This window comes from Leptospira barantonii (genome assembly GCF_002811925.1).
Lineage (GTDB): Bacteria > Spirochaetota > Leptospiria > Leptospirales > Leptospiraceae > Leptospira > Leptospira barantonii.
In genome coordinates this window covers 227,340-245,850 of record NZ_NPDS01000005.1, presented here as the reverse complement: position 1 = coordinate 245,850, position 18,511 = coordinate 227,340, and the positions used below count along the sequence as shown (strand labels likewise).

Genomic DNA, 18,511 nt, shown 5'->3' with positions numbered 1-18,511 from the left:
TATGTTGTTTTTAAACCCATATTTGGAAAGCGAAGACAAGGATTTTTACAACACGGTAAAGGATTTCGCAAAAGAAAAGGCGCTTCCTTCCGTGGAACAAAGGGACGAGGATTGCACTTGGGACGACGAACTCTGGAAAGAAATGGGTTCCATGGGGCTTTTAGGAATCCCTCTTCCCGAACAATACGGAGGACAAGGCGGTTCTTGTTTTCAATGTTGTCTTGCACAGGAAGCGTTTAACTCGGGTTCGTTGGACTCCGGTTTCGGACTTTCCTGGGGCGCGCACATGATCATCGGAACTCTTCCGATTTTGTTTCAAGGAACCGAAGCGCAAAAAAATAAATATTTGCCTAAGCTTGCTTCGGGAGAATGGATCGCCGGTCTTGGTTTGACCGAACCCGATTCGGGTTCCGACGCCGCCGGTATGAGAACCTACGCCGAAAAAACCGAAGGCGGTTTTATTCTCAACGGAAGTAAGATGTTCATCACGAACGGACCGATCGGCCAAATTTTCATCATCATGGCTCGCACTACGAAGTCCCGCGGGCCGATGGGTGTTTCCGCGTTTATCGTAGAATCTCATCGTAAAGGTTTTCGTGTTTCCAAGGTTTTAAAAAAGTTAGGGCACAACACATCGACAACGGCGGAACTTTCGTTCGAGGATATGTTTATACCCGATGAAAATCTTTTAGGACCTTTGAACTCGGGCTTTTTAAGAATCGGTAAAGCGACCTTGGAATGGGAAAGAACCGTTCTTCTCGCGGCTTTGATGGGCGGAATGGAAAACGCGGTCGAAAGTTGTATTCAATACGCGTGGCAAAGACAACAATTCGGAAAACCCATTCTTTCCTTTTTTGCGATGAAGGAAAAAATTGCGAGGGTTTGGACTTATCTCTGCGCTTCTAGAAGAACGTTATACTTCGTTGCCCGTAAAAAAGACAACGAACCCGATGTAAGTCTTCCTATGGAAAGCTCCATTCTAAAACTTTTCGCGTCCGAAGTGAGCGAAGAGATCGCGTCCGATGCGGTTCAGATTCACGGAGGAATGGGTTACATGAGAGAAGTTCATGTAAGTCGTTTATTCCGAGACGTAAAGTTGGGAACGATCGGAGGAGGGACTTCCGAAGTTCAAAGAAGTATCATCTCCGCAAGTTACGGCGGATACGATAAATTTAAAAACATCATCGAAAGCGCGGCGTCCGACGAAGTTCGAAACGCAACCGAACAAAAAATCAAAGGAACCGCGATCGGAGATCTAGTTCGTTGTTTGGATTCTTTGGTTAAATCGGTTGGAGAAAATCCGGAACGAAAAAAAAGACAGGCCCTTGAGTTCGGTTTCGCGGATCTTTTGACGACCACAACGATTTTAAAACTCAGTGTTTGGGATTTGATTGCGGACAGCAATCACTACAAAACCTCCGATAAGGAAAGGGATCTCAACATTCTCGCATATTATCTTACCGCTCGGTATATTCGAGGAATTGCATATCTCAAAGAATTGGATGAGAATGGTGTAAACGAACTTCTTCGTGCGTTCGGAAGCTTAAACGCGCCTGAAAAAGAAATAGAAAGTTGTATAGAATTCCTGAAAGAAGGAATCTTAGGCAACGCGGTGTCGGCTTAACAGAACGGAGAAAATTCGAATGTATCAAAAAGGGAAATCCTACGAAGAAATAGAAATCGGAGATAAGGCGAGTTTTTCAAAAACGATTACGGAAACGGATATCTATCTTTTCGCGGGAATCAGCGGAGATTTTAATCCGCTTCACGTCGACGAAGAATATGCAAAAACCACGATGTTCGGAACTCGGATCGCACACGGAGGTCTTGCGGCTTCCTTGCTCGCTCCCGTTCTTGGGATGAAACTTCCGGGACTCGGCACCGTCGCATTGGAAACGGTGACTAAGTTTCGGAAACCCGTTTATCCCGGAGATACGGTGACTTGTACGGTCGAAGTGAAGAATAAGGTTCCCAAGATGAAGATGGTGGAGATGAAAATTCTCTGGACCAATCAAAAAGGGGATACGATCGGAAAGGGAGAATGTAAGGTTCTTCCTCCGAGTTCCAATTGATTCTTTAAAAAAATAAGAACGTTCGTATCGACGTCGATCCGCGTATGCGCAAACGAAGTTTATAAACTTAGAAATCGATTTCAAAAAATTCAAAATCATAAGGAAGATTCATGAATCCTGTTTTACTGGGAATAAGCGACTCCGTCGCTTCCGACTTTGGCGAAGAATACAAAGAATGGTCCGGAGAAAGAAAAGTATTAGAACATTATAAAAAATCAATATCGGATCTACTCGGTTTTCTGGAAATGAAACCGGAAACTCTCAAGGACATCATCACTGATTTTGTGAGCATAGAACCTGCGTCCTTGGGTAAAAGCGGATACGGACATAGCGTTCGGATCGCGAACGAGCTCGGATATACCGGCTTTCGTTCTCATCTTGTGGACCTAGGCGGAGCGAGTGTGACTGGAGCCTTGGGACAAGCGAGAACCATTCTTCAGTCCGATCCGGAAGCGGTAGTGTTGATCGCCGCGGCCGACATACCGAAGTCCGCGTTCAAACAAGTATCCGATATGAAACGTTTGAACGAAACCGTTTGTCATCCCGTTTACGAACTCAACTACGGAGCGACTCTGATCGCGATGTACGGACTTTTGATGAAAAGAATGATGTTCGAAAACGAAATCACACAAAAGGATCTGGAGACGATCACGAAAAAATTCAGAGCGAACGCGATCGTAAATCCAAGAGCGAGCGTTTATCAACAAGAGATCACGGAAAAACAACTTTCAAGAACGATCGCCGATCCTTACCCGGCCCCTATGATCGCAATCGTAACCGATCACGGCTTTGCCACTCTTCTTATGTCCGAGAAGAAGGCTAAAAAATTGCAATCGCAAGGAAAGATCAAAAAAGAAATCGATCCTATGTATCTGATCGGAGCGGGTCACGCGGCACATGCGGAATACTTTATGCTCAAGGGTGACTTTGCGACACCGGCTGGAAGAGCGGGCGATATTGCATTCGCTTCTTCGGGAATCGCAAGAGAAGACATCGATTACGCATGGATCTACGATTGTTTTACGGGAATGGTGATTCTACAATCCGCCGAATATTTCGGAATGTCCAAAAAGGAAGCGGCCGAAAGTTTAAAAAACGGAAAATTAACATTCAAAAACGGTAAAACGATTTCCATAAACGAAATGGGCGGAATTTTAAATTACCAAGCGGCTATGTCCATGTCCGCGGCCACGGGTTTGATCGACGTCGCCGCGCATTACGGATTGTATTCTCGTCCGGTTCCGAACGTGCAAGTCACTCGTCCCGGAAAATCCTTGGTGGGTGGAAACGGCGGAGTGGATAGCATCAATTCGGTCGCGATCTTTTCTTCCACACCTTCCAAGTTAAAACCGAAGAAGGTAAAGCCGAGACGTCTTTTTCTAAACAACAACGGGGCAAAGGAAAACGAAATCGGAACCGTTTATTCTTCCACGACCGTAAACATGAATCCGGGTTCTTTTACGAGGGCTCCTTATTCTTTGGCGCTCGTAAAAATGAAACCGGGAAGATATGTGATGGTAAACGTGTTCGATTCCAAGGGAGAACTTCTAAAAACCGATCAGGCCCTGCAAATCGATCGTTCGAAATTAAAAATCGTAAATGAAAACGGTTTTTTGAAAGGAATTTTATCTTGAACTGAAAGAAATTTCCACGATCATAAGTCAGTACATTTTCCAAGAGTTCGAAGTTTTATCCGAGTCAAAGTAATGAAGGGCTCTTGTGGATTCTAAGATGAGAGAAATTCTCTAGGGAATGGATCGATATGCACATAAAGGCTGAGAACGTTCAAACGGGTCAGGTTCGGATTTTTAACGGTTCCGATTTGATTTTGATCCCGGATTCCGATACTTCCAACGAACAGGAAGGAACGATGTTCCTTCACGGAAGAAGGGTCGAAAATTGTCTCAATCTTAGAAAATATTCCACCTTCTTCGTAGTTTCTGATTCTGTCTCTAAAACCGGTTTTCCGGATACGATTAAATTGCAGGAAGTCGGACCCGATGGATCCGTTTTCGAAATCTCGGAAAACAAAATGGACTGTTATCGAGTGATGGGAATATTTTTAGAATAAGAATCACTTTCTGCTGGATTCGAACCGAACCGAAGTTAGAATCCGTCTTCAGCATTCTTTTCCTAGGGGAATTCAAACATGGTCCAAAAGAAAAAGACCAAAGTCCAGAAAGCGGCTCCGAAAAAAAATACAAAGCCCGTAAATTCTTCCGTTAAAAAAAACGATATCCGTCTTGCGGATATGGTGGATCTTGCGGCGGAAGAATTCGTAAAAACGATCGAGATCATGACAAAGCTCAGCGCGGGAAGCAGAACGAAACTTAAGAATTCAATTAAGGCCGCCGCAAAGAGTATTCTAAAGGATTGATATCGGTTTCGTCCTCTTTCAAAACATCCGTTTTAAATTCAGTCAATTTTTTTCCAAAATGACCGAAACGATTCTCGAAAACTTTGGAAAAAAATTTCCAAAATGAATCGATTTTTCGTGGGATTTATAGTCAACTGTATGTATGGAAAACTTATTTCTGATAACACTACTATTCTTAATTCTGTTTGAGCAGTACAAAACCAGGGTTTCCCGGGAAAGAATTCCTATTCGCGCTCTGAAACAATACGTTCACCGTTAATTTTCGAGCCCATTGAAACCGGGAAAGCCGTATCGCTCCCGGTTTTTTTATTTTTCCACCCTCCTTTTTCCGTTTCCTCGTATTCGTTCCTTTCTTTAGAGAGTTGAAACATTCTCATTCCGCTGGAACCTTGTCTAAAGACCGAGGAAAGCATGTATAAAAAACCGATGACTCCCACTCGCGCAGTCGAAACTTTCATTCGATGTAAAAAAAACCGGGAACCGATCTCGGACGAAGTTACGTTGGTATTGGATTCTTTTCAGATTTGGAACGAGATCGAACTTACGGGTCTTCTCAACGCTTCTTTTTATTATCCTGAAATATTAAACGAACATAGAACCGCAGAAGCGATTCGATTCCTTCTCGAAAAATTCAAACAGAGAATCGTGGAAATTCCCATTCAATGACAATGACTCATTCAACCGAACCGAAAGTAATTTATCAAGAAGCGAACCCGTACGGAACCTTTACGGGATATTTAGAAGACGACGGAAGATCCGTTTATCTTTATCTTCAGGGAGAACAAAATCCGGAATTCGGAATCAAGTCCGTATGGGTTTGTAATCGTATAGAAGCTCCGGAAAAAAGAAGCGCCGAAGATCTTTCCAACGGACTCGCGCCCGTTTTAGTTCGTTCCGAAGTGAACGAAACAAAACCTCATCCGCCTTTGGAGGAAAAGGATCTTTATTTTATCTGGACCGAAGAAGGGGACGGAGTGGCTCTTTTTTATAAGGAGAATTTGATCGCGTTTCTTCCTCCTTGGTCCGGTATCAAAGGGTTTCACGGTTATTCTCTTCATGCAAAAGTGGAATCGATCACCGCATATCCTCTTGGAAACTCGGAATACGGAATTATTCCCGATCGAGTGCGTGTTTCACGCGATTTTTGGGAAGCTCGATCCAAACAAGGCGCTTGGAAAGAAATTCAAGAGAAACGTCTTTCATTCTTAGAATCTAAATTCGGAAAACATGATAAATATTGGTCCGCAGACGGAGGAAAATATCCTCAGCTAGGGATCGCACGTTTTCAATCCGACAAATATCCGGGAATCTTAATCTATTCCACAATCGGAATGAGCGCTCAGAACATGCCTACTGTTGAACTTTTTCATAAGGACTACGAGGATCACTCGAGAATCGAATTGATTCTCGCGGTTAAAATCGGTTCGGAAGGATTGGAAAGATCGGAGTCTTGGGTTCCGCATTTAATCGGAGAATTGATTCGTTTTCCATGGAACATGGCGAAGTGGTTCGGTCACGGACATACGATTACGATGTCGCGCAAAGATCCGGAAGCATTGTATTTGAACTTTACTTCCGTTCTTTTCAGAGATATGGAAAGTTTTACTTCCTTATCCGATGCGCCGGATCTATCGGGACTTGTTTCCGAAAACGGAAAACAAGTTAAATTCTTAACCTTATTACCGACTTCGGAAGAGGAAAAAGAATACGCTCAAAAAGGCGGGATCGATTCTTTCTTTCAAATCTGGAACGAAAGACAATATCCTTGGTATCACGACGCGGAAAGACAAACTCTGATCTAAAATGATTCTTTTAGAAGAAATAACAAGATCCATCAGACGTTATGCGGACCATTCCGCCTTTTTATTGGCGTTGATCTGCACTGCAACGTTGTGGATTACACTTCCGTTATCCTTGTTATCGGAAAGTACGGATCCATTGAGCGCACAAGCTCAGGAAAAGATCTGGCAAGAGATATACAATCAGGACTTTCATTCTTCCAAGAAGATGGTTCAACTTGAAATCGCTCGTAGTGGTAAAAATGAGACGATTCCTCTCTTATCACTGCTTGAAATTTCTTTAAACGGACTTCAGAGACACAAACAAGCGAATGAAATTCGTAAGAAAGTTCTTTCTATATGGGAAAGTAAGTACAAGAAATCCTTTATAGACGAGAATTATCCGATCAATCTCGCCACTTGGACAAGAATGGTGATCGTGAAGTCGGATTCATTGCTCATCGGCGCGGAATATTTTATTCCTTATCCGATCAACACGAACAAAGACGGCTTCTATTATCATAAATTCACCTTATACAATCGTTTCTCTAAGAAGGCGACTCGCTTCTTTAAGTTGGAAAAATCATCCGCTACAAACCAAGAATATCGTCTTTACGAGATCAATTCGGACGGAGAATCCAAACAGATCAAGACTTACGGCGATATTTTGCCTGAGATGAAGGATGAGATGGGTTTTCTTACCGGATTTTTAGGAATTTAACGCGAATTACGATCGATGAGCGATTCAAAACGATTGAAAGAGTGTCCTTAAAAGAAAAAACCCGCTTCGAAAAGCGGGTTTTAAAGTTTCATCCCTTCTTAGAATGAAAGTGTATTGCGAGAAAAGTTATTTCTTCTTCGCAACTTTCTTTTTAGCTGCTTTTTTCTTAGCAACTTTTTTCTTAGCTGCCTTCTTTGCTGCTTTCTTTTTTGCAACCATTGACTCTTCCTCCGTGTTACTAACATTAAGTTCTGAATTTTTTTCAGAGCTTAACGCCGTGATTAGGGACATAATTAATGGATCAAGATAAAAATGTAAAGTGTTTTAATAAATTTTTACATTTTTTTTTAAAATTTATTTCTAAGACTGATTTCTTTTTAAATCGTTAGTCTTCTCGTTCACTTCAAGACAGATAAATGATATATCATCACTAGGATCTTTCTTTCCACGATAGTCTTGAATCGTTTTTAGTACAAGATCCGTTAGATCTTGCGGATTTAATTGGTGATTGTTCTTCAAAAGATTTAAAAAATTCTCATCACCGAAGATTTCTTCGTTATCATTGAACGTTTCAGTGACTCCATCGGTGAATAATATCAACTTATCACCCGGATAAATCGGTATCGTTAAGTGTTTATACTCGGTAGGTAACACGCCTAAAACTCTTTGAGTTTCGGTTCTTAATTCTATTTTTCCGTTTTTTCGAATACAAATCGGAGAAGAATGACCCGCGTTGATGTATTTAAACGTTTCTTCCTGAGAATTATATTCTCCGCAGATGAAAGTCATGAACTCGCTTCCTCTATATCTCTCGATAAGAAACGAGTTGATCACTCTAAAGATCGTGGATAAGTCCGATTTTTTTCGAATTTGATTCTGTATGATGCCTCTGATCGCACTTACTAGGTATCCGGTTCCCAATCCGTGACCGGAAACGTCTCCTAAAGCCAACAACATCGTATTTGAATTTAATTTTTGAAGATCTAAGTAGTCTCCGGAGATTCCGACTGCGGGAATCGAAAAGAATTCTATTTTAATTCCTTTGATCGGTTCTCCTTCCGCAACGTGAAGAGTTTTATCGATGATCGAAGCCATATTGAGATCGCGTACGATTCTTTTTTTCTCCACTTCCTCCGCTAATAACGCGTAATTCTGCAACAACATCGAAGCCATTCGGGTGCATTCCTTCAAAAAGTGAAGTTCTCCGAGGTTGAAGTTCTTTCTGTTGTTCTTTTCCCCCACGAGAAACACGCCCAAAACCTCTTTTCCCTTGGAATAATTGAAGATCGGATACGTTAGTTGCACTCCCGAGTTATGCAAAAATTTATAGACCGATTCGCGGATTCCGAGTCCGTACGCGAGGTGTGTGGTAACGATCACCTCCGTATTGGCCGCAAAATGTTGCCAGATCTCGGAATTGGAGGAGATTCTGATAAAGTTGATATTTTTCAGATCGGTTCTCGGAAACTTATCCGCAGGAATCAAAACGAGAATTTTAGTGATGTCCAACGCTTCGGAAACCTTTCTCATCAAGCTGTTGATCGTAGCTCTCATCGAAATCGGAGCGCTGATCATCGCCGATATCTCCTCCAAAGCGGAATGTAATTTTTGATTCCGTTTAAAACTCCACGTATCCACAAGATTGGAAAGACGTCTGTTGATCGAACTCACCGTATAAACGCTCGAACATAAAAAGAGAATGTTGAATTCCTCTAAATACTTATCCGCGGCGATCGGATTGAATTTAAAAAACGCTCCGAGCAGAAAAAGATAACCGCCCGCCAAGATCAGAATCAGATAAATCGAAGTAAGGGAAGAACTGAACGCGATCTGAACCGGAACGATCGAATACGTAAACGTTCCGTAGATGATCAGCGCCGGAAAAATCAAAAATGCGGACAAGATCAAAAGTTTGGAAAGATCGGGGGAGATCAGTTCCGAAAATTCCACGGAAACGAAAGGAAGAATCGAAATCGCGCTGAAGGCGACGATCAAACTGAACTTCTTGAATAAACTCTGAAGAGGAAAAAGATTCCGTATCGAATCCAAAACTAGAAAGAAGATACAAATCACGGAGCAAAAAAGAATAAAGTAAACTCCGTTGGTCGCGATGATTCCGAAAATATGCGGATCCGCTTTCTGAGATTTACCCACAAAACCCGCGATCAAAGAAAAGATGATCTCCGGTGCGAACCAGCGCGTTGGAAGTTCCTTTCCTCGAAGACGGAATGAAATATTCAAGATTACGAATGCCGTAAAATAGAGAAAAAAGAAAAATAGGAAGTGAAACTCGTGAAAGCCGACTAGGAAAAAGTTGAACAAGCTAAGACACGATAAGGATCCGAACAGCAAGAGCATATAAAGATCTCTTGTGTAAAAGAAAAACCAAATCGCGACCGAAAGATACAAAAGCGAAATCAGAATGTCTCTTGTGAAATCCTGAATGACGGCGTAATCGGATTTGGGCGCAAGAATCACAGGAATGGTTTCGCTGACTCCCTTGTCGTAAACGTGTATTCCGTTTTCGTAAGATTGTCCGGACTCCGCCATCTTTACCGCGATTTCCAATTCCAAAAGATCCACTTTTTTACCGAGAATGCCCGGAAACTCTTCGTTACTTTGGATGATCGTTCCGTTCGGATAATAATAGAATGGAGGTCGCAACGTTTCCGACGAAGATTGTAAAACTCCGACAAGTAAAGCGATGCTGAGAAGAATCAGCGAGATGAATAATAAAAGTATGTTTCTCACGAAGGAAACCTCAGATCATGAATGGAAATCATCGGCCTGCTTTTCCAAGTAAGAATCAACGGATCGTTTTCGATGTTCTCTTCCACTTCCCAACCCGTAGAAAGAAGATTTTTACCGAAGTTAGAGTTGCGGTGGACCTTGAAGTTTTTTCCGGAAGTTTTGAGAGATATCGTATTCTCCGTTCTTCGAATGACTCCGACCAGAAGATCGTAGTCTTCGTTCCATGAAATTTCCTTAAGATAGGATTCCACGAGATTTTTTACGTAATTCAAACTCTGAACGGACCTGGACGTTCTCGCGGAATATAAAATTCCCAATATATAACAAAGAACTAATACTGAAATCTGGTTCGTAACTCCCAGTTTAAGAATGACGAAGTAGGTTTCTTCTCCGTCCGAGTTGAGAAATTCGACGAGTTCACCCGGTTCTCTGGAAAGAACTTCGATGCGGATGTTTCCGATCATCGGAGGTTCGGCCGCTTCGAGAAACTTGCGGATCTTTCCTGCGGTTTCCAATTCCTTTCTATACTTTTTATTCTCCGCAACCTGCGAGGAAAGAATATGGTTGTGAACTGCGATTCCGCATTTGCCGGATAGAAAACTCAAGTCCTGTCTTACGGAATCTTTCGGGATGTTGGAGACCGCGAGAAAACCGAACAAGGTTTCTCGATATACGAAGGGCAATATGAAATTCGCTCTGAGACTTACGAAGTCCTCGTTGATCTCGTGGTTCTGATCCGGTTCTCCGATCATCGCTCCGTTCTTTTTATTCAGAATGTATTCTAAAAGTTTTGCGTCCGGGTTGATCCCGTCGTGTATGATCACCTTTCTTTGTTTTTTCTTCGCGTATGTGTAGAGTTCGAACGTTCTTAGGTCGTTGTTGAGAAGCGCGAGTTTTCCGTAATTACTTTCGGTCAAACGAACTAAATCGGGAAAAACGTTTCTGATTAAACCTTCGTGATCGAACTTTCGATACGCCAATCTCGAGGAACGCGGATCGTCGCTTAAATATTCAGAAATTAGAATGGACTTGAGTTTACCGCTGAGTTTTTCCTGAAGAGGAAAAAGAATGAACACCGCGAAGATCAAAGTGGAAAGAAGACTTACTTCCATGTAGTATTCGATCGCAGTCGGAATTACGGTGAGAACGAAAAAATAAAGACCCAGCGCAATGAGAATCGAAATTCCCTTTGCGAACAGATTGATGATCCCGGAGATAAGATAGTAATCCGTTACAAGCGAACGGAACGATTCTTTAAAACCGGGTTGGGTATCCTCGTTTTCAGGTAGTGTAGTAAGCATTCTCTTCGATATATTTTTCCGTAAAATCGCAACCCCAAAATTTCATGGAAACGGTCCCAACATTCAATACTACATTTAAGGAAATTTCAGTATTATTTTTTAGATATTCGGAAAGCTTTTTCAAGGTTTCGGGATTCGCTTCCTTAACCGGAAGGCTCCCGAAAAAAATCTGAAGACCTTCGAACGGAATCGGTTCGTCGAAAACCTTGCCGACCGCCATCACCAATCGTCCCCAGTTCGGATCTCCGCCGTAGATCGCGGTTTTTACAAGAGGAGAATTGAGAATCGACTTGCCTATCTTTCTTGCCTGAGTTTCGTTTTTCGCATTTGTGATCGTAAGTTCGATCAGTTTAGTCGCGCCTTCGCCGTCGATCGCGATGAGTTTGGTAAGATCGACGCTGATTTCCGTAAGAGCTTTTGAAAAATCTTCTACGGAACTTTCTCCGGCGAGTCCGTTGCATAACAACGCGACCGTGTCCGAAGTGGAAGTATCGGAATCGATCGTCAAACAGTTGAAACTCTGATCGACCGAAGTTTTTAAAACGGAATAAAGATCCGTTCCTTCCGGAAGAGAAACGTCCGAAAGAATATAACAAAGCATCGTCGCCATATTCGGTTCGATCATCCCTGCGCCTTTTGCGATCCCGTAAATCGTACCTTCTCCCGATTTCGTTTTAATTTTTCGGAAAGAAATTTTCTTTCTCGTGTCCGTGGTCATGATCGCTTCTGCGACTTCTTCCAAGTTTCCGGGTTTCAAAAGCGATTTCGCTTTTTTACAAGCCGGAAGAATGACTTCCATCTTCAAAGGAACGCCGATCACTCCGGTCGACGAGGGAAGAACTAACGTCTCGGAGATGCCTAACGATTCTCCGATGGCCTTACAGATCTCTTTTGAGTTTTGAATTCCTTTTTCACCGGTTGCGACATTCGAGTTTTTGGAGTTGATTACGACGGCTTGTAGAACTCCAGATTGGACGTGTTCCTTTCCGACGATCACGGGTGCGCCTGGATAATTGTTTTTGGTGAATACCGCGGTCGCTTTGCAGGGAACTTCGGAATAAATGACTCCGAAGTCTTTTGTGTCGTCTTTGATACCGATGTTGATTCCGAAAGATGAAAAGCCTTTAGGCATGTCCATGAAGTTGATCCTTTCTCGAGTCGATTGGATCTATGTTTGGAAAATTATCTCAGCCGAAAAGAAGAATTCAGGACGCTTCGGGTTGATAACGGATGGGAATGGTCACTGCGAAAATGGTTCCGCCTTCGGGATTGTCGTAAACCTTTACGGAACCGTGATGCAGACGCACGATATGTTTTACGATGGAAAGTCCCAAACCGGTTCCGCCTTCTTTGCGAGAACGGTTCTTATCAACCCGGAAAAATCTTTCAAAAATTCTGCTCTTGTCCTCGTCTTGAATTCCGATTCCCTGATCGATCACTTGGAACTGAACCTGATCCGTTTTTACCGGAAGAATTTTCAGGGTGATTGTTTTTCCTTCGGGAGAATAAGACGAAGCGTTCGAGATCAAGTTCAGAAGCATATGTTCCAAAAGAACCCAGTCGGCCGCGATCATCAAAGGTTCCGGCATCTCCACGGCGAATTTTTGACCCTTGGAAGACACGACTCCTTCCACGGTGTAACTTAAATTCTCCACAAGAGATTTGAGGGAGAATTCTTCATCGCCCGAAATCTTGGTTTGGTTTTCGATTCGAGTGATCGTTAGCATGTCTTCGACGATACGGACCATACGATCCGTGTTTCTCGAGATCGCGTCCAAGAATCTTTTTTCATGACTTTCGGGAGAAAGACGAAGACGATCGAGTAACGTTTCGGTGTATCCCTTAATCGATGTGATCGGAGTTTTGAGTTCGTGAGATGCGTTTTGAACGAATTGTTCTCGGATGATATGAGATTGTTTTTCTTCGGTGATGTTTCGAATTACCCCGATATACATCAACGTTTTGCCGTTCGTCTTCAACGGATACATCTTGATCGTGTAAAAATTATGCCCGAGATCCAATTCCATTTTGGAATCGCCGGAACCTTTGAGATGGCTCGATACAAATTCCAAAAGTCTCGGATCTCTCGTCGCGTCGGCGACCTTTCTCGATCTTGAGTTCGGTTCTATCAAAGAACCCGGAATACTTTTGTTCTGAAAAAGAATGGAGGAATTTTCGGGATTGATCGCAAAAACTCCTTCCTTTAAGTTCTGTAAAACCGAATCAAACTTTTCCTTTTCGATCGTGAGATCCACGAATTGGTTCTTAAGTCTTGCGGACATTAAGTTGATCGAAGAGGCGAGGTCGGCGAGTTCTCGAATATCGGATAACGCGAGTTCGGAACCGAAGTCACCCGCGTTGATGTCGCTCGTTTTTTTTTCGATTCGATCGAGGGGTTCGGCCACTCTTTTTGCGATCGAATAGGACATATAGAACGTCCCGAACATCGCAAAAAGAACGTAAAACGAAAACAGAAGAATTTTGAAATCGGAATGAACGAACTTCTCCACAAAAAGAACCGCACCTGCGGCCACGAGGAGAACTAGCAAGAGTAACCAGTTGCTAAGAAGAAGTTTTGAAAATAAGCTACGCCTCATTGAATCTATAGCCGATTCCGCGTATAGTCTCGAGTCTTTCCTTTTCATCTCCGAGTTTATCGCGCAATCTCTTAATATTTACGTCGACAGCTCTGTCGGTAACGTAAATATCTTTTCCCCAAACCCGATCCAATAACTTGTCCCGAGTAAACGCCACGCCGGGGTTGGTCATGAAAAGATTCAGGATTTTATATTCGATCAACGTTAAATCGACTTCGGAGTTGCTTATAAATGCTTTATGCGCTTTCAAGTTGAGAAAGATGTTTCCGATGGTGATGTTTCCCTCGAATTGTTCCTCTTCTTCGCCTTCTTTCGTTCTTCTTAAAACGGAACGAACTCTCGCGATCAATTCTCTTGTGCTGAAAGGTTTACGAACATAATCGTCCGCGCCGAGTTCGAGTCCGAGAACGGCTTCGGTCTCCCCGGATTTGGCGGTGACCATAATGATCGGCATGGAATACTTTTCCTTGATTTTCTTGCAAAGATCCATACCGCCGATTCCCGGAAGCATAAGATCTAAAATGACGAGGTCCGGAGTATTCTTTTCGAGTTTCGGAAGTACTTCCAATCCGTTTTGGCAAGTGTCGACTTGGTAGCCGTTTTCTTCGAGGTGGAATCGGATCAGCTCGGCTATGTCTTCTTCATCGTCAACGACGAGGACTTTTTGCCCTGGGTTCCCTGATTGGTTTTTCATGAGTCCTATTCATCTTTCCGGGTTTATATTTCGACCGGACAAAGTTTATAATCCATAATATTCCAGAAATTCGTTACAATTAGAATACGAAAAAATTACAAACTACAGAAATTCGATTCTCCCTTCTCAAACAAAATGACAGAGAGAAAACAAACGTTATTCTTTATCGCCCAATTGCGAATTGATCTTACGAATCAGAACGCGTTGACGGAAAATGGAAAAGATTAAGAAACCTGAAAGTAACAAAGCCCCGATGAGGTAAACTTCATTCAAACTTTTTAATCTTTCGTGTTCTTCTTCGATCGCCTTGATACTTTCCAAATGAGAAATTAAAAAATAAAATTTGTCCGCGTTAGGCCATTCTTTCTTGGATTCTTCCCTAATTTGAGTGATTAGGATCGACGCTTCTTCCTTTTTCATCTTTTGGATGACCGGGAATATCTTATCCAAGTCCGCGTTTAGATAATCCTTCGCGCTCATCGCGGGTTTTGAACCGGAATCGGTCGAGGAAGAATTCTTATCCGCAAACACGCTGTTTGTCGACGTCAAAGTAAAAAGAATCAAAAGGGAAAGGAGAGAAGTTTTAAAAATATTCGAATTCATTCAAAAAAACCTAATTTATTTTTCCATTCTTTAGTGTAAGGGTTTCTATAATGGACAAGGTAGATTCCCGCTAAAATAGCGAAAACACAAAAGAGAATGCTACTCGTGACTAAAATAAAGGGAAGAATCCCGGTCTCGATCAAAAAATCCAGATCTAAAAAGAATAAAACGGACAAAGGAGAAAATCCCAAAAGAAACAAACCGGATAAGATAATCTTAATGTGTCGAACCGGAACGATGTGCAACATCACTCTTCGTTTTAAATCGGGAGGAACGGGCGTGTTTTCCCGCGGATTCAGCGTTTCCTCTTCGAAAAAGTGAAGTTTTTCCTCGAGTTCGGCAGGAACTGAATCGATCGCCGCGGAATGGGAAGGGGAATCATTCTTGTTTTTCATTCTCTTCCTTGTTTAACCAATCTCTCATGATTTCCTTACCCCTGAAAATATAACTCTTCAAAGTGTTCATTTTCAAGTTTAATTTTTTAGAAATTTCTTTATAGGACATATTCTCAAAATAGTGGAGAGCGATCGGCTTTCGATAGAGTTCCGGCAGACTTTCTACGAGCTTTCGAATCTTCTCGTAACTTTCCTGTTTTAAGAGTTTTGTTTCCTGTTCGGAGGAGATTTCCGATTTCTTTTCTTTTTCGTTTTCGGCGAGAAGAAGAACGTCGAGTCCGGCGACTTCCGGGTGTTCCTTTCGGTATCTTCGGATGATTTCGTTTCTTGCGATTACGAACAACCAAGTGGAGAATTGGGATCGCCCTTGGAACGTGGATAAACTTTCGAATGCCTTTAAGAAAATATCTTGGGTGAAGTCTTCGGCTTCGGTTTCGTTACGAAAGGCTTTGATCGCCTGAGAATAAACCAATCCCTGATACCGGTTCATCAATTGTTCGAAGGAATTGAAGTCGCCGTGTAAAACTTTTTGAATGCACTCCCAGTCTTCCGGGTTGCATACAATGGGAAGGTTTTCCCTCATCGAGATCTGGAGAATTTATAATAACAGAGCAATCCCAAACCGGTTCCGAGTGGAACGAGTCCGCCGAGCATTGCGAGTGATTGTCCTAGTACGGAAATGAATCCGATGGAAAGTGCGATTCCGACAAAGGTAAGAATCAAACCTAAAAAGAAGGAATACGTTCTAAGATCGAAGGTTTCTTTTTTATAAAGCCCGGCTTTGATGATCTCGATTCTTTGTCTGTACCACCAGTAAAAAACGAAAAACAACAGAGAACAACCGAATACGATTCCAAAGATGGGCACTAAATAAAGAACCACTTTGTAGTCGGATCCGGAGTTGGAGCTTTGATTCTGAAGGTGTTTCAGAATCAAATCCAGCGTTTCTAATAATTTTGCTTTTTCTTCTGGGTTCATCGTACAATGGCTGTAGTTTTTTTATTTTCCGCTTTGGTCCTGAAGTAAGGAATTCTTTCTTCGATGCCGGGACGGTTGATCAAGGATTGATACCATTCTTCTTCTTGAAAACTTTCTTTTAAGAATGAATTGCGCATTTCGGTTTGAAACAAGTTTTTGATGATCTTCATAGCTTTACCTCCTATAAAATATTATGTCTTATATAATTATCGGCAGACTCAAAAAATCCGCGGTATAATTTCTTTTCGTTTCTCGTTCTATTTTTTCAAAATAAGAAAATCAAAATTCAGTCGATCGATGTTTAGCGACAGAATCTTATCCACAATTTTCAGACGGCAAACTAGCTGAAGAAAAAAATGTCTTTTTAATTTTTTTTAGAGAATTTTCGGATCGGATCAAAAAAAGGAGGGCTTCCTAAATTCGGCTCTACAAGGGTTGCTTCTCTTTCAAAGCCAGCGTATTCGCGTAAAAAGTTTACGATAATTCTTCCGGTGGCTCCCCAGAGTAATCCTTCTTCCAGATCGAAATAATAAATTTCGATTTCTCTCGCACCCGATCTTCGGATTTTTATCGAATAAAATGGAGCCGTTTCCAGTCGATTGAGATCGAGTAGGATAGAACGTTCTACTTCTTCCGGGTTCGTGTTGAAGGAAAAGGATCCGTTGTAACGCGCGATGAACGGAGAAATATGAAATCCTGTATGTGTAAAAAGGCCGTCGTATTCTCCCAAAACTTCGAGAACGGAACTGGATTCTCCCATTTCCTCTTCCCATTCTCTTAAGGCAGTATCCAAAAGATTCTTATCCGTTTTGGAATGAGCTCCACCTGGAAAAGAAATTTGTCCGGGGTGTGCTTTTAAATTGGAATTCCTTTTTTGAAGAATGATTCCCTGTTCGTTATCCGATTTTTCGTAGATGGGAAGAATTACGGAAGAGGCTCTGGATTTTTCCTCTCCTAACGGCGGTGTGGGAATTCCGGTAAAAATTTCCTGAGGAACTGCAAGTCGATCTTTGAGCGATTGAAAATCAAATCTCATTCTTAAACTGCATTCAAAATATTGAATCTATCCTTATTCGAATTTTTTATTAATCGGAATCAATCCTTTGATATTCGATTCGTAAGGTACGTTTTCCAAAGCCGCGAGGATCGAAGGACCGTAATGAACCACTTTCCATTCCGAAAAAAGATTCATTCCACCTAACTCTTCGAGAGTCTTCGGATTTTTTTGCGCAAGCTCCGCGATCATTTTATTCGAAGGCATCATCTGATGACTCATTCTTCTGATGGACATGATCGTCTCTCTCCAAATTCTCAAACGTTTGAAACGTTCGCCTTCTTCGTTCGTCAGATTCTCGCCCGGCTTTTTAAAAAGTTCGGACTTTTGAATCGGAGGCCCGCTCGGATTTGCGTAAATCTGAAACAGGGTTTCCGCGTCTTTTTTGCCGAGAATTTCGGTTAACTTCGCCATGTCTCTTCTCGACTTTACGAGAAGAACCACTTTCTCGTTATTGAATACTCGAAAGGGAGCCTTATTCAACTTTCTGGATTTATCGTCCCGAAAAACCAAAGTGTCATAGATGAATCTTCTTTCGTCCGCGCTGTATTCCAAAATCTCGGGGAATTTATCCATCGAAATGGAATTCCCTTCTCCGCCCGGTTCTTCGGATGCGATTTTGTCGAACTCGGAAAGAGCTTCCTCGTAGAGGTTTCTCTTGGTGAGTTCTTCCTTCATCTTTTCCCAAATCGTTTCTAAATAAACCGTGTCCAAAGCCGCGTATTGAAGCTGGCTTTTTTCAAGTGGGCGCTTTTCCCAATTAGACTTCTGTTCTTTCTTCGAAAGTTTAATTTTATGATAATAATCCACGAGATACGTGAGAGAATATTGCTCGTGATCCAAAAGACGGGAACTGAATCCGGTATCGGCGATATTCACGAATTTAAAACCGAAGTCTTTTTTGAGCGCTTTTATATCATCAATGGCGGAATGGAATATTTTTAGAATTTTTTTATCTTCAAATAGGGTTCCAAGACCATCTAAGTTTTGTAGCTTTAACGGATCGATGATGTAATTTTTTCCCTTAGCCGAAATTTGAATCAGACAGACCTTGGAAAAATACGTATAATAACCGGAGGACTCGGTATCTATGGATATGGAGTCTGCCTGGCTCAAATTAATGAGAACGAGTTGTAGGCTTCGAATTGTATCTACGACTATGTAATCGGAATTTATTTGCATGAAAAACG

The 18,511-nt window shown here is 42.1% G+C and carries 21 protein-coding genes; 8 read left to right on the top strand and 13 right to left on the bottom strand.

The window, feature by feature from the left end:
- The first annotated feature begins 1 nt into the window (after position 1).
- The 5 genes from CH367_RS12990 to CH367_RS12965 all read left to right on the top strand — a co-directional run bounded on the left by CH367_RS12990 (position 2) and on the right by CH367_RS12965 (position 4,449).
- Positions 2 to 1,624 carry an acyl-CoA dehydrogenase family protein gene (locus CH367_RS12990; protein WP_100762925.1) on the top strand — a complete coding sequence of 541 codons (1,623 nt, stop codon included), beginning with the start codon at positions 2 to 4 and terminating at the stop codon, positions 1,622 to 1,624.
- 19 nt (positions 1,625 to 1,643) lie between these two features.
- Positions 1,644 to 2,072 (top strand): MaoC family dehydratase, encoded by a 429-nt coding sequence (locus tag CH367_RS12985; RefSeq protein WP_100762924.1) that lies wholly within the window; start codon positions 1,644 to 1,646, stop codon positions 2,070 to 2,072.
- A 110-nt stretch (positions 2,073 to 2,182) separates the two neighbouring features.
- On the top strand, positions 2,183 to 3,706 hold the full coding sequence (locus CH367_RS12980; protein ID WP_100762923.1) for a thiolase C-terminal domain-containing protein: 1,524 nt from the start codon (positions 2,183 to 2,185) through the stop codon (positions 3,704 to 3,706).
- Positions 3,707 to 3,834: 128 nt separating this feature from the next.
- A complete protein-coding gene (locus CH367_RS12975) occupies positions 3,835 to 4,143 on the top strand; it encodes a hypothetical protein (protein WP_100762922.1) in 309 nt (102 codons plus the stop codon).
- A 78-nt stretch (positions 4,144 to 4,221) separates the two neighbouring features.
- On the top strand, positions 4,222 to 4,449 hold the full coding sequence (locus CH367_RS12965) for a hypothetical protein (protein ID WP_100762921.1): 228 nt from the start codon (positions 4,222 to 4,224) through the stop codon (positions 4,447 to 4,449).
- Between the two features lie 224 nt (positions 4,450 to 4,673).
- Here CH367_RS12965 and CH367_RS20835 read toward each other — a convergent pair whose 3' ends face one another.
- Entirely contained in the window at positions 4,674 to 4,820 is a 147-nt protein-coding gene (locus tag CH367_RS20835; RefSeq protein ID WP_165783280.1) for a hypothetical protein, read from the bottom strand.
- A 40-nt stretch (positions 4,821 to 4,860) separates the two neighbouring features.
- Between CH367_RS20835 and CH367_RS12960 the strand changes: the two genes are divergently transcribed.
- From CH367_RS12960 to CH367_RS12950, 3 genes are read left to right on the top strand one after another with little or no spacing between them, the layout of a single operon-like run.
- On the top strand, positions 4,861 to 5,115 hold the full coding sequence (locus CH367_RS12960; protein ID WP_100762920.1) for a hypothetical protein: 255 nt from the start codon (positions 4,861 to 4,863) through the stop codon (positions 5,113 to 5,115).
- A gap of 2 nt (positions 5,116 to 5,117) precedes the next feature.
- A complete protein-coding gene (locus CH367_RS12955) occupies positions 5,118 to 6,251 on the top strand; it encodes a suppressor of fused domain protein (protein ID WP_100762919.1) in 1,134 nt (377 codons plus the stop codon).
- Between the two features lies 1 nt (position 6,252).
- On the top strand, positions 6,253 to 6,948 hold the full coding sequence (locus CH367_RS12950; protein WP_100762918.1) for a hypothetical protein: 696 nt from the start codon (positions 6,253 to 6,255) through the stop codon (positions 6,946 to 6,948).
- Positions 6,949 to 7,308: 360 nt separating this feature from the next.
- Here the strand turns inward: CH367_RS12950 and CH367_RS12945 are convergent, their stop codons facing one another.
- The 12 genes from CH367_RS12945 to CH367_RS12890 all read right to left on the bottom strand — a co-directional run bounded on the left by CH367_RS12945 (position 7,309) and on the right by CH367_RS12890 (position 18,503).
- Positions 7,309 to 9,699 (bottom strand): PP2C family protein-serine/threonine phosphatase, encoded by a 2,391-nt coding sequence (locus tag CH367_RS12945; protein ID WP_100762917.1) that lies wholly within the window; start codon positions 9,697 to 9,699, stop codon positions 7,309 to 7,311.
- Positions 9,696 to 11,000: a hypothetical protein gene (locus CH367_RS12940; RefSeq protein ID WP_100762916.1), complete on the bottom strand. Its 1,305-nt coding sequence runs from the start codon at positions 10,998 to 11,000 to the stop codon at positions 9,696 to 9,698. The genes CH367_RS12945 and CH367_RS12940 overlap by 4 nt, the downstream gene beginning before the upstream one ends.
- Entirely contained in the window at positions 10,981 to 12,132 is a 1,152-nt protein-coding gene (gene argJ / locus CH367_RS12935) for a bifunctional glutamate N-acetyltransferase/amino-acid acetyltransferase ArgJ (protein ID WP_100763030.1), read from the bottom strand. Before argJ ends, CH367_RS12940 begins: the two co-directional genes overlap by 20 nt.
- Positions 12,133 to 12,205: 73 nt before the next feature.
- Positions 12,206 to 13,597 carry a HAMP domain-containing sensor histidine kinase gene (locus tag CH367_RS12930; protein ID WP_100762915.1) on the bottom strand — a complete coding sequence of 464 codons (1,392 nt, stop codon included), beginning with the start codon at positions 13,595 to 13,597 and terminating at the stop codon, positions 12,206 to 12,208.
- Complete coding sequence (locus CH367_RS12925; RefSeq protein ID WP_100762914.1) at positions 13,587 to 14,291, bottom strand: response regulator; 705 nt, start codon at positions 14,289 to 14,291, stop codon at positions 13,587 to 13,589. Before CH367_RS12925 ends, CH367_RS12930 begins: the two co-directional genes overlap by 11 nt.
- A gap of 156 nt (positions 14,292 to 14,447) precedes the next feature.
- The gene (locus CH367_RS12920) at positions 14,448 to 14,894 is read right to left on the bottom strand and encodes a hypothetical protein (RefSeq protein ID WP_100762913.1); all 447 of its coding nucleotides are present in this window, start codon (positions 14,892 to 14,894) and stop codon (positions 14,448 to 14,450) included.
- On the bottom strand, positions 14,891 to 15,289 hold the full coding sequence (locus tag CH367_RS12915; protein ID WP_100762912.1) for a hypothetical protein: 399 nt from the start codon (positions 15,287 to 15,289) through the stop codon (positions 14,891 to 14,893). The genes CH367_RS12920 and CH367_RS12915 overlap by 4 nt, the downstream gene beginning before the upstream one ends.
- Positions 15,273 to 15,872, bottom strand: coding sequence for an RNA polymerase sigma factor (locus CH367_RS12910; protein WP_100762911.1), 600 nt, complete (start codon positions 15,870 to 15,872; stop codon positions 15,273 to 15,275). The genes CH367_RS12915 and CH367_RS12910 overlap by 17 nt, the downstream gene beginning before the upstream one ends.
- Entirely contained in the window at positions 15,869 to 16,267 is a 399-nt protein-coding gene (locus CH367_RS12905; protein WP_010572920.1) for a hypothetical protein, read from the bottom strand. Before CH367_RS12905 ends, CH367_RS12910 begins: the two co-directional genes overlap by 4 nt.
- On the bottom strand, positions 16,264 to 16,437 hold the full coding sequence (locus CH367_RS12900; RefSeq protein WP_100762910.1) for an LIMLP_16695 family PerRB-regulated protein: 174 nt from the start codon (positions 16,435 to 16,437) through the stop codon (positions 16,264 to 16,266). The genes CH367_RS12905 and CH367_RS12900 overlap by 4 nt, the downstream gene beginning before the upstream one ends.
- Positions 16,438 to 16,631: 194 nt before the next feature.
- Complete coding sequence (locus CH367_RS12895) at positions 16,632 to 17,303, bottom strand: NUDIX hydrolase (RefSeq protein WP_100762909.1); 672 nt, start codon at positions 17,301 to 17,303, stop codon at positions 16,632 to 16,634.
- Positions 17,304 to 17,336: 33 nt separating this feature from the next.
- A complete protein-coding gene (locus CH367_RS12890; RefSeq protein WP_100762908.1) occupies positions 17,337 to 18,503 on the bottom strand; it encodes a ribonuclease D in 1,167 nt (388 codons plus the stop codon).
- Positions 18,504 to 18,511: the final 8 nt, after the last annotated feature.

Excerpts from the sequence above, each read along its gene's own strand:
- CH367_RS12980 (WP_100762923.1), top strand. The coding sequence starts at position 2,183 with ATGAATCCTGTTTTACTGGGAATAAGCGACTCCGTCGCTTCCGACTTT.
- CH367_RS12985 (WP_100762924.1), top strand. The coding sequence starts at position 1,644 with ATGTATCAAAAAGGGAAATCCTACGAAGAAATAGAAATCGGAGATAAG.
- CH367_RS12955 (WP_100762919.1), top strand. The coding sequence starts at position 5,118 with ATGACTCATTCAACCGAACCGAAAGTAATTTATCAAGAAGCGAACCCG.
- CH367_RS12920 (WP_100762913.1), bottom strand. The coding sequence starts at position 14,894 with ATGAATTCGAATATTTTTAAAACTTCTCTCCTTTCCCTTTTGATTCTT.
- CH367_RS12895 (WP_100762909.1), bottom strand. The coding sequence starts at position 17,303 with ATGAGATTTGATTTTCAATCGCTCAAAGATCGACTTGCAGTTCCTCAG.
- CH367_RS12910 (WP_100762911.1), bottom strand. The coding sequence starts at position 15,872 with ATGAGGGAAAACCTTCCCATTGTATGCAACCCGGAAGACTGGGAGTGC.
- CH367_RS12890 (WP_100762908.1), bottom strand. The coding sequence starts at position 18,503 with ATGCAAATAAATTCCGATTACATAGTCGTAGATACAATTCGAAGCCTA.
- CH367_RS12965 (WP_100762921.1), top strand. The coding sequence starts at position 4,222 with ATGGTCCAAAAGAAAAAGACCAAAGTCCAGAAAGCGGCTCCGAAAAAA.
- CH367_RS12900 (WP_100762910.1), bottom strand. The coding sequence starts at position 16,437 with ATGAAGATCATCAAAAACTTGTTTCAAACCGAAATGCGCAATTCATTC.
- CH367_RS12960 (WP_100762920.1), top strand. The coding sequence starts at position 4,861 with ATGTATAAAAAACCGATGACTCCCACTCGCGCAGTCGAAACTTTCATT.
- CH367_RS12930 (WP_100762915.1), bottom strand. The coding sequence starts at position 13,597 with ATGAGGCGTAGCTTATTTTCAAAACTTCTTCTTAGCAACTGGTTACTC.
- CH367_RS20835 (WP_165783280.1), bottom strand. The coding sequence starts at position 4,820 with ATGTTTCAACTCTCTAAAGAAAGGAACGAATACGAGGAAACGGAAAAA.
- CH367_RS12990 (WP_100762925.1), top strand. The coding sequence starts at position 2 with ATGTTGTTTTTAAACCCATATTTGGAAAGCGAAGACAAGGATTTTTAC.
- CH367_RS12975 (WP_100762922.1), top strand. The coding sequence starts at position 3,835 with ATGCACATAAAGGCTGAGAACGTTCAAACGGGTCAGGTTCGGATTTTT.
- CH367_RS12915 (WP_100762912.1), bottom strand. The coding sequence starts at position 15,289 with ATGAAAAACAAGAATGATTCCCCTTCCCATTCCGCGGCGATCGATTCA.
- argJ (WP_100763030.1), bottom strand. The coding sequence starts at position 12,132 with ATGCCTAAAGGCTTTTCATCTTTCGGAATCAACATCGGTATCAAAGAC.
- CH367_RS12925 (WP_100762914.1), bottom strand. The coding sequence starts at position 14,291 with ATGAAAAACCAATCAGGGAACCCAGGGCAAAAAGTCCTCGTCGTTGAC.
- CH367_RS12905 (WP_010572920.1), bottom strand. The coding sequence starts at position 16,267 with ATGAACCCAGAAGAAAAAGCAAAATTATTAGAAACGCTGGATTTGATT.
- CH367_RS12940 (WP_100762916.1), bottom strand. The coding sequence starts at position 11,000 with ATGCTTACTACACTACCTGAAAACGAGGATACCCAACCCGGTTTTAAA.
- CH367_RS12950 (WP_100762918.1), top strand. The coding sequence starts at position 6,253 with ATGATTCTTTTAGAAGAAATAACAAGATCCATCAGACGTTATGCGGAC.